Raw genomic sequence first — 13,115 nt, 5'->3', positions numbered from 1 at the left:
TGAGGTGCGCGGCGGCCTTCGGTGGGTAATTTCAGACCGTTTCCACTTCCACGCCAGCTGAGCGTAGGGACTCGAGCATCTGTGGCTCTATGCCATCATCCGTTAGGACAAGGTCGATGTCGGCCAACCCTGCGTGTTTCCAATTGCTGACCCGTCCAAATTTACTGTGGTCTGCCAAGAGGATCCGGCGGCGGGCGCTGGCACACATCAGCCGCTTCACTGCTGCTTCGGCGGCGTCGGGCGTGGTGAGTCCTCGGTCGAGTGAAACGGCGCTGGCTCCCAGGAAGGCGACGTCCACGTTGATGTCGGACAGGGCGCGGGCGGCCCAGTCATCCACTTCCGCTGAAGTAACCGGGCGGACCCGGCCCCCGAGCGTGTATACCGTGAGGAGAGGAGAGTCCATCAGCGTCATGGCGATCGAGAGCGTGTTGGTGTAAACCCTCATCGACCTGTCCCGGGGAAACAAGTCAGCGAACCGTGCGGTAGTTGACCCTGCATCGATGAGCACCGACCCGTCGGCAGGGAGGTGACGGAGTGCTGCGGCGGCTATTCGGGTCTTTTCCTCTGTGAAGGCAGTCCTGGAGGCAACGGGGGGCTCGTAGGTGAGCCGTCCGACGGGTACCGCTCCGCCGTGGACCCGCTTGATGAGCCCTAGCTGCTCAAGGGCCACCAGATCCTTGCGGACGGTTTCGTTCGTGACTCCCAGCTCCAGGGCAATAGCTGTGGCATCGGCACGCCCTTCCGTCCGAAGCGTCGTCAGGATGAGTTCCCGCCTTTGGTCGGGAAAAGGAACACGGGTCTCGAGACGTGTGGTGGCCGGGTCTGCGGCTGGGGTCATGCGGCCTCCTTCAAGTGTGGCGTCAGTGATGTACCCAACCGTGTCACGAAAAGTGCCCTAATGAGAAGCCAGGTTAAGACAACCTTGGCTGGTTCACCGCCGGACGTGACACTTTAGGTCCGCAAAGGGTGCCGTGGCCATGTTTCGGCAGGAACGCCGCGCCATGATCCCCACCCGCGCGGCCCTCCTATGGGTATGCAGTTGGCCCCTGTTCAGTTGTCACCCGCCGTTAGATGGCGAAAATGGTCCAGCTTGCGATGTGCCTCGCCCCGGGCAGGAGGTGAACGACGTCTTCGCCGGAGTTGAACGCATCGGGCGGGCAGCTCATCGGTTCGACGGCAAGTCCGAGCCGGTGGCGCTCAGCGACCACGTGGTCGGCGGTGTGGACCTGGACCCAGTCGCAAGACCGATCCCAGCGGATTCCGACGCCGGATCCACCGGGATCCGTGAGCCGAACCGTTGCATTCCCCTGCGGATCCCGGACGAGGTCGGTGAATGGATGATCGATTTCGACGCCGCCCAATGTCCGTGCCTCGCGGAAGTCAAAAGGCCCGTCAGCAGCCCGGCGCCTGCCCAGCGGCAGAAGCCGGTCGGGGGTGACCTCCAGGAATGTGTCGGCCGGCAGCTCGAGGCTCCAGGAATTGAGTGGTGATTTCCCGGCCACCAGGTAGGGGTGCGGACAGATCCCGTAAGGTGCGGTGTGATCGCCCGTATTGGTAGCTGACACTTTTGTGTGGAAGCCGCCATTGTCCAGCCGATAGGTGACGTCCAGCAACACCGAAAACGGGTAGCCTGCGCTTGGCCTGATTTGGTGCCGCAACCGGACGCCGGATGGCTCCGATGAAACCAGGGTCCACGGCCGTTCACAGACCAGGCCATGTAGGGCGGCGTCACGTTCTGGTTCGTTTACGGGCACCCGAAGCTCCTGCCCTTTATATGTATAGCGTCCATCCGCGATGCGGTTTGGCCAGGGGGCCACCAACGCGCCGCGGTAGTCGGGAACCGGCTCGTCTGCCATGAACCCCGCAATGAGGTCGCGGGCACGGAAGCGGAGCTGTCTGACGGTAGCTAGTTGTTCGGTTACGACGGCGGTGTAGTTGGCCGCCGATATTTCGTACTGCGCCCCGGTGGCGCCGATGCTCACATTTTGGGCTGTCTTCACGATTTCTTCCTGGCTGGTCTTCTCCACTGCAATTCCTAAGCCTTGTCGGCATATTGGCTTTCTAGCCCCACGATTGTTCGGACATATGCCGGAAGGCAACCTCAAGTATCCGCATGTGCCGCGGGCGGGAGAGAGCAAAGAGCACAACCTCGGCGACATCGGCAGGAGTCATCATGTCTTCCAGTTCCGGCATGCCCGGCCGGCGCAGGCCGCGTCCCATCCCGAAATTGCTAGCGACACCTCCGGGACAGATATTCGTGCAGCGGATGCTGCTGCCCCTAAGCTCGTGATCCAGCGATCGCGTGAATCCGACTTGGGCGAACTTGGTGGCAACGTATGCGGCTTCATCGGGCAGCCCCCGGCGGCCAGCTTCGGACGCCACAGTGATGATGTCCCCTGCGCCTCTTTCCTTCAGATAGGGAAGAGTGGCTTCCACGGTGTGGAAGAGGCCCGTCACATTCACCTCGGTCATCTCCTGAATGTCACTGTCGGGGGTGTCGATGAAAGGTCCCCAGGAGCCGACCCCGGCGTTGGCGACGACGATGTCGATACCTCCAAAATGCTCGGCCGCCCGCGTGGCGGCGCCCTTCATCGCCTCCCTATCCCTGACATCGGCCGCAACCGTCAAACTGTTGGGAAGCCGGGAACCCGAGCCGGATCTGGACACGATGCATACAGCCGCTCCGGATTGGGACAGGGCGTCCGCGACGGCGGCACCGATGCCGCCGCTGCCTCCCGTAATGAAAGCGGTTTTGCCCAACAGCGGCCGGTTGACGGTCTCGTTCATGATTGTCCTGTCCTAGGTGAAGAAATAGCTTTCAACGCTTCACGTACGACCCGGGCGGTCCGGGTCCGCGCTGGTGCCAGGTACTTGCGGGGATCCACCAGGTCCTGGGCGCGGAGAGCCTCCCGGACGGCCTCCGTAAAGGCGATGTTCAGCATGGTCCCGATGTTGATCTTGGTCATGCCGGCCTCAATGGCAAACGCTAGTTCTGTGCTCGGAACGCCAGAAGATCCGTGCAATACGAGGGGCACGTCGACGACGGCGCGGATCCGTCCGATCAGGTCATGGTCAAGAAGCGCTGTCTGGGCGGTCATCGCATGTGAGCTCCCCACGGCAACAGCAAGAGAGTCGACGCCGGTGGACTCGATGAAGGCCGCCGCTTCCGCCGGATCGGTTCGGACGCCAGGGGCGTGCGCACCGTCTTTCCCCCCCACCTCGCCAAGCTCGGCTTCAAGATGCCAGCCCTGGGTTCGGGCAAAGGAAACCGCTCTCCGGGTAGCGGCAATGTTTTCCGCGATGGCGAGCTTCGATGCATCAAACATGGCGGAGGAGACCCCCGTCCCCACTGCCTGCTCCAGAAACTGAAACTCTTCGATATGGTCCAGGTGCAAGGAAACGCGGGCATCCGACGCTTCCGCCATGGCGGCTAGACCGGCCAGCAGCGGCCTGACCTGGCCCCGGTGGAACTTGACGCAGTTTTCGCTCACCTGCAGCACGGCAGGAAGCCCGAGTTCTTCGGCGGCTTCAACGATCGCCTCGCCATGTTCAAGATTGATGACGTTGAAGGCAGCCAGCCCGACCCCGCCGGCCATCGCCTCCCGCAACAACTCTCCGGTGTGGACCACAGGCATGCAATTCTCCTCAGTTAATTTCCCGAAACCCGGGACGAAAGCTTTGTAGGCGGCTGCGATCACAGGACTTTCGGATGTGACCTTGACAACACTCCAAGCAAACACAATAATATCCAATAGAACGCAATAAGCAATGGGAGCCAAGGAGGTGACAAAGCGATGGTGCTAACAGTCGGTCTGGATGTCGGAACTACATCAAGCAAGGCAGTAGTTGTCAGTGAAAACGGGAAGGTCCTGGCTCAGGGCCGTGCCCGAACGCCGTGGGACACCTCGCCGTCCGGCGTGCAGGTCGCCGCTTGCGATTTGTTGGAATCAGCAAAGGCGGCTCTGTCACTAGCCCTGAAGGATGCGCCCTCCGGCCGGATTGTCGCGCTCGGCATTACCAGCATGGGCGAGTCGGGTGTCCTCATTGATGCCCAAAGCCGGCCACTCACTCCCATAATCGCGTGGCATGACACCCGGGACGGCCAGGAGCTGGCGGACCTGAGGAACCATGTCACGGAGGACGATTTCGCAAGGCGGACGGGTCTGCCCTTGCGGGCCCAATGGTCGCTGACGAAACACCGGTGGTTGCTGGACCATGTCCCCGCCGCCGGCCGCGCCGTGCGCCGGTTGAATATCGCCGAATGGATAGCTTTTTCACTCGGCGGCGAAGCGGTCACAGAACAATCTTTGGCATCCCGCACGGGCTGGCTTGACTTGGCGACCCGAGACTGGTGGAGCGAAGCCCTGGAGTGGTCGGGCCTCAACGTATCCCTCCTGCCGGAGCTGGTCACGGCCGGCACCAATATCGGCACCGTTGCGGCCAAGGCGGGCTTGAGCCGTCTAACAGGAGCCGCGCTCACGGTCGCAGGTCATGACCATCAGGCCGCGGTTGTCGGCGCAGGTGCCGGCGGAACAAGAGACGTACTGGACTCCTGCGGCACCGCAGAAGCCCTCGTTCGAACGATTGATCCCGGTCTGGAGCCGGGCGCTGTCCTTAAACTGACCCGGGCGGGCATCACCGTTGGCTGGTCGGCTATTGCGGACAAGTGGACGATGCTGGGCGGCACGCAAGCCGGCGTGATCCTGCAGACCACCCTGTCCATGCTCGGGCAGTCCACCCGTGACATCCGCCGTCTGGACGGGGAAGCAGCAGGCACCCGCACTGGCGCCCTTCGACTCAGAGGCAAAGATCCCGCGGCGCTAACTCTCGAAGGGATATCGGGCCACGTGACCCCGGCCCGGGTATGGATGGCCGCCGTGGACGCGGTCACAGCCCAGGCGGACGAAGTCCACTCCTCGATGAACGCCGTGGTCGGTCCGCATGCCTCCATGGTGGTGACTGGTGGATGGTCCCGCAGTACGGCACTCCTCGAGGCCAAGGAGCGCGCCTTCGGTAAGGTGCGGCTCTCCTCGGTCCAGGAGACCGGAGCCCGCGGAGCGGCCCTGTTTGGCGGAATGGCTGCGGGCCTCTTTGGAGACATTCATGACTTTCCGGCGCCGGCCCAAGCTCCCGTTGCGGCTTTCCCGCAGCAGGGCTCCCCCGCCGGGCCGGACAACACCTCAAAAGACAGGGTGCCCTCATGACCGAAATCGAAGACGCTTCCCGTCAAGACCAGCGGCTGCTCTATCCGGAACAACGCCGCGAATTCATCCTAACCATGCTCCGTACAGAGGGACGGGTCGACGCAACAGGAATCGCCGAGGACCTCGCTGTAACCAATGAAACGGTCCGAAAAGATCTGGTGTTCCTGGAACAGTCTGGCCTGTTGCGGCGCGTACATGGGGGTGCGGTGCCGGTCGGTCGCCTGACCTATGAACCCGCGGTTGCCAGACGCACTGGCTTTGCCGAAGAAAAGACCCGGATCGCCAAGGCGGCCCTGGAACACCTTCCCACGGGCGGGTCAGTGCTGATCGACGCAGGTTCGACCACTGCGCGTCTGGCGGATCTATTCCCCCGCGACCGGGAGATGACGGTTTATACGAATACGCTCACCATCGCGGCCTCCCTGCTTGACCGGCCTCTGCTGACCGTCTACACCTTTGGTGGCCGGATAAGGCCGCTGACGGCGGCCCAAGTGGACCACTGGGCCGCCAGATCACTCGGTGAGATCAATGTTGACGTGGCTTTCCTAGGAGCAAACGCAGTGTCCGTGGATCGCGGGTTGACCACTCCGGACCCTGCAGAGGCAGCCGTCAAGAGGATCATGCTTTCCAGCGCGCGCAAGAGAATCCTACTGACTGACCACAGCAAGTTTGGCTGCGTAAGTAACTGCAAGCACGCTGATCTGGCCGATATCGACCTCATGATTACCGACAAAGGCGCGGACAGCCGTGAACTTAAGGCCCTGAGAGCGGCGGGAGTCGAGGTGCAGCTGGCATGATTGTGACCGTTTCACCGAACCCCAGTTTGGACCGGACCATGCGCGTTGAAGCGCTGCCCCGTGGAGAGGTTGTACGCAGCCTGCGGGCCTACAGCGAGCCGAGCGGCAAAGGCGTGAATGTGGCGGTTGCATTGCACGCCCACGAGATCGACGTCCTGGCGGTTCTACCCGCAGGCGGCTTCGCCGGCACACAGATCACTTCGATGCTGGCCGCCATGGGTGTGCCCTTCCTTGCCGTACCGATCGCGGACGAGATCCGCAGCAACGTCAGCCTCGTGGAGCCCGACGCGACCGTGACGAAGATCAATGAGCTCGGCCCCACGCTCGACCGGGCGGAAGCGGCATCTCTGGTCAGCGCGGCACTGAACGGCGTCGGCGAAGGCGACTGGATGGTCGCCTGCGGGACACTGCCCGTCGGCGAAGTCGAGTCCATATACACGGACCTGGTAGTCGGCACACAGGTGCGGAACGCACGCGTCGCTGTCGATACCTCGGGCGAGGCCCTGCGGAAAGTGCTGCAGTACGGGCCGGACCTCATCAAACCCAACGCCAGCGAGCTCGCTGAGCTCACCGGCAGGGCGCTGGAGAATCTCGGTGACGTCGTCGACGCCGCTGCAGAACTCCGGCAACGAGGTGCACGGGCAGTCCTGGCCAGCTTGGGATCCGACGGAGCAATCCTCCTCGACGATTCCGGCTGCTACTACGGTCGTGCTCGAGTTGATAGCGTCGTCAGCGCCGTCGGCGCCGGCGACGCGTTGCTTGCCGGCTTCCTGGCCGGCGGTGGAAGTGGAAGCCAAGCCCTGCGTCAGGGCATGGCGTGGGCGGCTGCCGCCGTTCAGCACGAGGGCACTCTTTATCAGGGCCAGGGCGTCTCGATAAATGTGGAAATCAGCGACGATCTCGACCGTACCCGAGCCCTCAAGGAACCATGCACTGACTGGTATCAGCCGGAAGAATGCCCCCGCTAGTCCCTGCCGGCCAACAATCTCTACGCCACGGCGGTGGTCTTACGTCCGTCATCGGGCTTGCACCCCACCAATTTGTGGCTACACCCTACCCATTTTAGGAGCATCATGCTTACAAAACGCTCTACGCGCTTCGCTCTCATCTCCTCCCTGGCTGCCGCAACAATGATTGTCGCGACGGGATGCAGCGGGTCGGCCCCAGCCGCCACCCCGTCCTCCAACGAAAAAGGCCTGATCGGCATCTCGATGCGCTTCATCGCCGGAAACTCCTGGCTAAGTACCATGTCCGACGGCGCCGTGAAGTCAGGCAAAGCCAAGGGTTACACCATGGAGGCGGTCGATGCGCAAGGAAGCGCGCAGACCCAGATCCAGCAGATGCGCACCTTCATCAACAAGGGAGCCAAGGCGATCATCATCGAACCCGTTGGTGACCGAAACGTAGCCAGCGGCATTGAAGCTGCAAAGGCTGCCGGCATCCCCGTCGTTGTCGTCAACGACAGGGTCTCCGAAGAGCTCGCCAAGCAGGTCGCCTGCAACGTTCACGACGACGGCGAGGCTACCGCAGCGCTCGTGGGCGAGAAGGCAGCCGCCGCAGCCGTGGCGAAGAAGGGCGAAAACTCCACCATCAACCTGTACATCCAGGCGTTGTTCCCTCAGGAACTCGTAACGGAGAGCCGGGAGAAGGGCTTCATGGCCGGCTGGGAGAAGTACATGGCCCAGCACCCGGGTGTGAAGACCAAGCGGATCCCTAACAACTACGGCGAAGCGCTGCCGGACAAGACGCTGGCCGCCATGCGGAACGTCCTCGCCGGCAACCCGGATATCGACGTCGTGTTCAACCAGACGGACGTCGTCATGCCCGCCGTTACCGAAGCACTCAAGGGCTCCGGGCTGATGGACCAGCAAGGCAACACCAAGGTCGTCATCGCCGGATTTGACGGCGGAATGGACGTGATCAAGAGCATGTCCACTAACCCGTCTTCACCTGTCGTGGCCGACGGCTTGAACCAGCCGGCCTTGCAGGCGGGTTACGCCGTGGATGAGGCGATCGCCGCCGTGGCCGGCAAACCGACCGGCAAGTGCAGCGGCTCACCTGCCACGCGTGTGCTCCCCGCTCTCGCTGTCACACCACAGGACGCGTCCAAGTACGTCACCGACAGCCTCGCCTTCGCCGGCGAAGAATAAGCAGGAGAAATCATGACTGCGCCCGCTGAGATTGCCTCACGGTCACTGATCGCAGTGGCCGGGGTGTCCAAGGCCTACCCCGGCACCCAGGCCCTGAGTAATATCGATCTGCACATCATGCCTGGAGAAATCCACGGCATTGCCGGGCAGAACGGTGCCGGGAAGTCCACGCTGGTAAGGATTCTGTCCGGAGTGGAAAAGCCTGACTCCGGAACAGTCCTCCTTGACGGGGTTCCGGTCAGTTTCGACAATCCACATGCGGCCCAGCGGGCGCGGATCATGACGGTGCATCAGGAATTGAGCCTGATGCCACACCTGTCCGTTGCCGAGAACATCTACGTCGGCGAGCTGCCCCGGACGGTGCTTGGAACTGTCGACTGGCGGGCGGTCCGGTCGCAGGCACGCGAACAGTTGCTCCGCCTCGGGTTCGATCTCGACGTCCGGGCCTCCGTCGGTTCCCTGCCGATCGCGCACCGGCAGGCAGTGGAAATCGCCAAGGCTGTCAGCGGCGACGCCCGGGTGCTGATTCTGGATGAACCGACCGCTACATTGCCCCGGCACGACGTCCGCCAGCTGTTTGACCTCCTCAACCAGCTGAAGAAACTTGGCATCGCCATCATCTACATCTCGCATCATTTCGACGAAATGTATGAGATCTGCGACAAAATCTCCGTGTTTCGTGATGGCAGGCGGGTGGCGGTCCATGAGGCCGACGCGAGCCGCCATGACCTGATCCTGCAAGCAATGCTGGGCGGAGTGAGCACGGAACAGTCGGCGAAACTGCAACTGGGTTCCAGCGAGACGCCCCGGCTGGGGGTGGGCCGAGCCACCGGAGAGGTGGCCCTGGCCGTCCGGGGGCTCCGGGATGGCCATGACCTGCATGGCATCGACTTGACGCTCCATCGCGGGGAGGTGCTGGGCGTCGCCGGCCTGTCCGGGAACGGTCAAAGCCAGCTGGCGGCGGCCCTGTTCGGGGCCGAGAAATCGACCCAGCAGAGTTTCGAGATTAACGGCCGGAAGCGGCACACAGCGGATCCCGCAGAATCGATCAGGCTCGGCCTCGGGCTGTTGCCGGAGGAACGCAAGACCCAAGGCCTGGCGCTGACGATGTCCGTGACCGAGAACATCACCATGGCCTCACTTGCGAAGTTTTCGCCCGGGTTCTTCCTAAACCGGGGCAGCGAACACAGGGCCGCCCTCCGCATGCGGGACGCGCTGGCCATAAAAGTGGCGTCCGTAGGGCAACCCGTCGGCAACCTCAGCGGCGGCAATCAGCAAAAGGTTGCCCTCGCCAAGTGGCTGGTCAGCGGCGTCAAGACGCTGATCATCGTGGAACCCACAAGAGGCGTGGACGTGGGTGCAAAGCTCGAAATCTATGAGCTTATCCGTCAGTTCGTGGAAGACGGCGGCAGCGTCATCGTGATCACCTCAGAAATCGATGAAGCGCTCATGTGCGACCGCGTGCTGATCCTCAGCCGTGGCCGGATCTCCGGGTCCGTGGACCGTGCCGAGATCGACGAACACGGCGAAGCCGCCGTCCTCAATCGATTCAACTGATCACCCAAGAACCAGTTCTAACAATGGAGTTGTAACTCGTGGCCCTCAATACCAGTCCAGTCACCCCGCCTCAGCCCCAGACCTCCGGTCTGTCCGCTGCCGTCAATGCCCTCCGGACATTCACCAACTCGCTTGGCTCCAAGGGATATCTCTTCGTGGTCGGAGCCCTTGTGCTGGCGGTGGGGAGCGTTCTTTCTCCCTATTTCATGACGTCCCGGAACCTGATAGCCGTGCTCATTACGGCATCGGTTGTCTCCGTGCTTGCCGTCGGCCAGTATCTGGTCATCGTCACCGGCGGCATTGATCTTTCCGTCGGGGCCGTAGCCGCACTATCCTCCGTCACTGTGGGGCTTGCCCTGCAGGCAGGCGTCTCTTGGCCATTGGCGCTGCTGCTGGCGCTGCTGGTCGCTGGCTTCGTGGGCGTCTTCAACGGTCTGATGATCGTTTATGGAGGAATTACCCCGTTCATCGTGACACTCGCGATGATGAGCATTGCCCGTGGAGTGGCGTACATCCTGCAGACCGGGCGCCAGGTGGCCATCGATGATCAGGGTTTCCTTTCCGCTTTTACCGCAGATTTGGGGCCGCTGCCTGCCCCTGTCGTCATCGCCATGATTGTCATGATCGTCTTGGCCGTGACCATGTCACAGACGCGCTACGGACGTCGCCTTTTCGCGATCGGCGGGAACCCCGACGCTGCACGGCTTTCGGGTCTTCCGATCAAGCGGGACATCGTGGGTGCCTACTTCTGTTCGTCTCTGCTGGCAGGGCTCGGCGGCGTCATGATCGCCGCCCAGTTGACGGAAGGCAGCGCAATTATCGGCGAAGGATACGAGCTGAACGCTATCGCGGCCGTAGTGGTAGGCGGCGCGTCACTGTTCGGTGGCACGGGAGACCCCATCAGCGCGGTGCTCGGCGGCCTGATCATCGCCGTGATTCTCAACATCATGGATCTGCTTGGAATCCAGGCCCAGCCGCAGCTGATCGTCAAAGGTGCAGTCATCCTCCTCGCAGTGCTGTTCACCAGCGGGGTGGGAAACAAGCTCCCTGGTGCGATACGAAAGCTCGTGTTCCAGAAGCGCTATACCGGGAAGGGTTCCGACCTCCCGTCCGAAGGAAAGGAAAAGGAGAAGATCGATGCCGCCAAGTAGCGATACAACCGTGACCCAGTGGCAGTTCCTCACGCAGGCAGAGGCCGAGACAATCGAGGCCGTCTGCGAACGTATCTTCCCGAACGACGACGGCAGGGCGGGTGCCCGCGATGCGCGCGTGATTGTCTTCATCGATCGGACCGCTGCGGACGAGGACGAAGCCTTGCGCCTGTGCTACCGAGAAGGCGTCCAGGCACTCAATGCCTTCAGTAACGACCTGTACGGGTCCCCGTTCGCCGAATTGTCCGGCGACGCCGCGGACAGCCTCCTGGAGCGGATTGAGAATGCTGAGTCCTCTTCCCACCCGGATGTGCCCCACCCGCTGGCGACCTTCTTCGCCCTTGTCTGGGAACACACCATCCAAGGCATGTTCTGTGACCCGAAGTACGGCGGAAACCACGACACACTCGGCTGGCAGCTGGTCGGCTTCCCCGGAGCGCAATGGGGCTACAACGCCGAACAGATGAAGCCCGGGTTCGACTCAACCATCATCCCCATCAAATCCCTGGAAGATCTACGCAACGAATTGAGGGGCGCGAATGCCTGAAAAAGCAGAGGCCATCGTCGTCGGCCTGGGCGCATCGGGCGGCATCATCGCTGAACAGCTGACCAAGGCCGGCGTGCGTGTCCTTGCCCTGGACAAGGGCCCGATGCACAGCAACGAGGAGTTCACCTTCAAGCATGACGAGGTCAAGTACTACTCCCGAGGCTCCCTCGTTCCCCAGCTGTCCACCGATCCGGTGACGTGGCGGCCGAATGAAGCGACCGAGGCCCAACTTCTGCCGTGGGCAGCCGGCGTCCGCGGCAACAGCGAACCGCTGCACCTGCCGCCGTCGATCGGCCCCGGCGGCGGAACGCTTCATTGGGGCGGTGCCTCCTGGCGCCACCGCGACTCCGACTTCCGTATGAAGTCACTCATCGAGGAACGCTTCGGGCCCGCGGCGCTGGACGGCGACTCCACCATGGTGGACTGGCCGGTGAGCTACGGCGATCTGGAGCCCTACTACGACAAGGTCGAATGGGAACTCGGCGTCTCCGGCCAGGCCGGGAACGTCAAGGGAATACACAATCCGGCAGGCAGCCCATTCGAATCTGACCGCCAGCGCGAGTACCCGATGCCGCCCTTGCGCCGGGCACCGGCCGACGACCGTTTCAGGGCCGCCTGTGAAAGACTTGGCTACCGCCCATTCCAGCAGCCCGCGGCCGTGGCCTCCACGGACTACAAGTCGCTGAAGGGCTGCGAATACTGCGGCTTCTGCCATGGGTTCCTGTGTCACGTCAACGCCAAGCAGTCCAGCCGTATCACCTCGGTGGAGATGGCGCTCCAGACCGGCAACCTCGAAATCCGCTCCTCCTCCCGCGTCTTCCGGTTGAACCGCGACGCGACAGGACGCAGAATCACCGGCGTCTCCTACTTCGACGCTGATGGCGTGGTGCACGACGTTGAATCGGACCTGGTGGTTGTCGCCTGCTACGCCCTCGAAAACAGCCGGCTGCTGCTCGCTTCCGGCATCAACGCCAACGGACAGGTGGGTCAGAACTTTATGACCCACAGCTTCGGCTGGTGCACACTGGTGTTGCCGGAGTTCAGCAACCCGTTCATGGCGCCCCTGGTGGCCGCCAGTGTGGTGGATGATCTCAATTGCGACGGTGTGCCGGAGAACGACGAAGGTGTTCTCTGGGGATCCGTCCTCACGAGCATCCCCGGAGACCTGCAGCCCATCGAGGCCGCACACAACCTGCCACCGGGCATGCGCCGCTGGGGCGGGGAATTCAAGGACTGGTTTTCCGAGAATTACCGCAAACTCATGGGCATCCACAACCAAATTCCGAGTTTCCCGACGAAACGGTACTACTGCGACCTGGACCCGGTGGTAAAAGACAAGTTCGGTCAGCCCGCGCTTCGAATCACCCACGACTGGTCCCAGCACGACGTTGCGGCGCTGAACTACTTCGAAAAAGTAAAGTGCAACATCGCCGACGAAATGGGCGCCACCCAGTTCTGGTCCGAACCCAACCCGCCGGCTTATCACCTTTCCACCCATGAAGTCGGCACCCACCGCATGGGAGAGAATCCCGCGGATTCCGTCGTGGACATTTACGGCGAGTCCCATGAATGCAAGGGTCTCTACGTGGTTGGAGGCGGGCAGTTCCCTACGTTGTCCGGCTACAACCCCACCCAGACCTTGCAGGCTCTCGCGTACCTGAGCGCCGACCGAATTCTGGAGAAGGTCTAGCACCTCCGGGTGATGCTTC

At 62.5% G+C, this 13,115-nt stretch carries 12 protein-coding genes; 8 read left to right on the top strand and 4 right to left on the bottom strand.

Features of this window, described 5'->3' with window-relative positions:
- Positions 1-31 precede the first annotated feature (31 nt).
- The 4 genes from AC1DD3_RS10290 to AC1DD3_RS10275 all read right to left on the bottom strand — a co-directional run bounded on the left by AC1DD3_RS10290 (position 32) and on the right by AC1DD3_RS10275 (position 3,779).
- Positions 32-838 carry a DeoR/GlpR family DNA-binding transcription regulator gene (locus AC1DD3_RS10290; RefSeq protein WP_476881564.1) on the bottom strand — a complete coding sequence of 269 codons (807 nt, stop codon included), beginning with the start codon at positions 836-838 and terminating at the stop codon, positions 32-34.
- 229 nt (positions 839-1,067) lie between these two features.
- Complete coding sequence (locus AC1DD3_RS10285) at positions 1,068-2,027, bottom strand: aldose 1-epimerase family protein (RefSeq protein WP_476875766.1); 960 nt, start codon at positions 2,025-2,027, stop codon at positions 1,068-1,070.
- A 34-nt stretch (positions 2,028-2,061) separates the two neighbouring features.
- Positions 2,062-2,787: an SDR family oxidoreductase gene (locus AC1DD3_RS10280; protein ID WP_476875767.1), complete on the bottom strand. Its 726-nt coding sequence runs from the start codon at positions 2,785-2,787 to the stop codon at positions 2,062-2,064.
- Positions 2,784-3,779 (bottom strand): class II fructose-bisphosphate aldolase, encoded by a 996-nt coding sequence (locus tag AC1DD3_RS10275; RefSeq protein WP_476875768.1) that lies wholly within the window; start codon positions 3,777-3,779, stop codon positions 2,784-2,786. The genes AC1DD3_RS10280 and AC1DD3_RS10275 overlap by 4 nt, the downstream gene beginning before the upstream one ends.
- Before the next feature lie 15 nt (positions 3,780-3,794).
- Here AC1DD3_RS10275 and AC1DD3_RS10270 point away from each other — a divergent pair, with 15 nt between their 5' ends.
- The 8 genes from AC1DD3_RS10270 (at position 3,795) to AC1DD3_RS10235 (ending at position 13,096) form a co-directional block, all read left to right on the top strand.
- Positions 3,795-5,204 carry an FGGY-family carbohydrate kinase gene (locus AC1DD3_RS10270; protein ID WP_476875769.1) on the top strand — a complete coding sequence of 470 codons (1,410 nt, stop codon included), beginning with the start codon at positions 3,795-3,797 and terminating at the stop codon, positions 5,202-5,204.
- Positions 5,201-6,001 (top strand): DeoR/GlpR family DNA-binding transcription regulator, encoded by an 801-nt coding sequence (locus tag AC1DD3_RS10265; protein ID WP_476875770.1) that lies wholly within the window; start codon positions 5,201-5,203, stop codon positions 5,999-6,001. Before AC1DD3_RS10270 ends, AC1DD3_RS10265 begins: the two co-directional genes overlap by 4 nt.
- A complete protein-coding gene (locus AC1DD3_RS10260; RefSeq protein ID WP_476875771.1) occupies positions 5,998-6,969 on the top strand; it encodes a 1-phosphofructokinase family hexose kinase in 972 nt (323 codons plus the stop codon). The genes AC1DD3_RS10265 and AC1DD3_RS10260 overlap by 4 nt, the downstream gene beginning before the upstream one ends.
- A gap of 105 nt (positions 6,970-7,074) precedes the next feature.
- On the top strand, positions 7,075-8,151 hold the full coding sequence (locus tag AC1DD3_RS10255; protein WP_476875772.1) for a sugar ABC transporter substrate-binding protein: 1,077 nt from the start codon (positions 7,075-7,077) through the stop codon (positions 8,149-8,151).
- Between the two features lie 12 nt (positions 8,152-8,163).
- On the top strand, positions 8,164-9,708 hold the full coding sequence (locus AC1DD3_RS10250) for a sugar ABC transporter ATP-binding protein (RefSeq protein ID WP_476875773.1): 1,545 nt from the start codon (positions 8,164-8,166) through the stop codon (positions 9,706-9,708).
- A 38-nt stretch (positions 9,709-9,746) separates the two neighbouring features.
- A complete protein-coding gene (locus tag AC1DD3_RS10245; protein ID WP_476875774.1) occupies positions 9,747-10,859 on the top strand; it encodes an ABC transporter permease in 1,113 nt (370 codons plus the stop codon).
- Complete coding sequence (locus tag AC1DD3_RS10240) at positions 10,846-11,406, top strand: gluconate 2-dehydrogenase subunit 3 family protein (protein ID WP_476881563.1); 561 nt, start codon at positions 10,846-10,848, stop codon at positions 11,404-11,406. Before AC1DD3_RS10245 ends, AC1DD3_RS10240 begins: the two co-directional genes overlap by 14 nt.
- Complete coding sequence (locus AC1DD3_RS10235; protein WP_476875776.1) at positions 11,399-13,096, top strand: GMC family oxidoreductase; 1,698 nt, start codon at positions 11,399-11,401, stop codon at positions 13,094-13,096. The genes AC1DD3_RS10240 and AC1DD3_RS10235 overlap by 8 nt, the downstream gene beginning before the upstream one ends.
- Positions 13,097-13,115: the final 19 nt, after the last annotated feature.

It is taken from the genome of Arthrobacter sp. 05T444 (genome assembly GCF_056395905.1).
The sequence above is the reverse complement of the archived record's forward strand: the minus strand, read 5'-3'. Positions and strand labels throughout refer to the sequence as shown.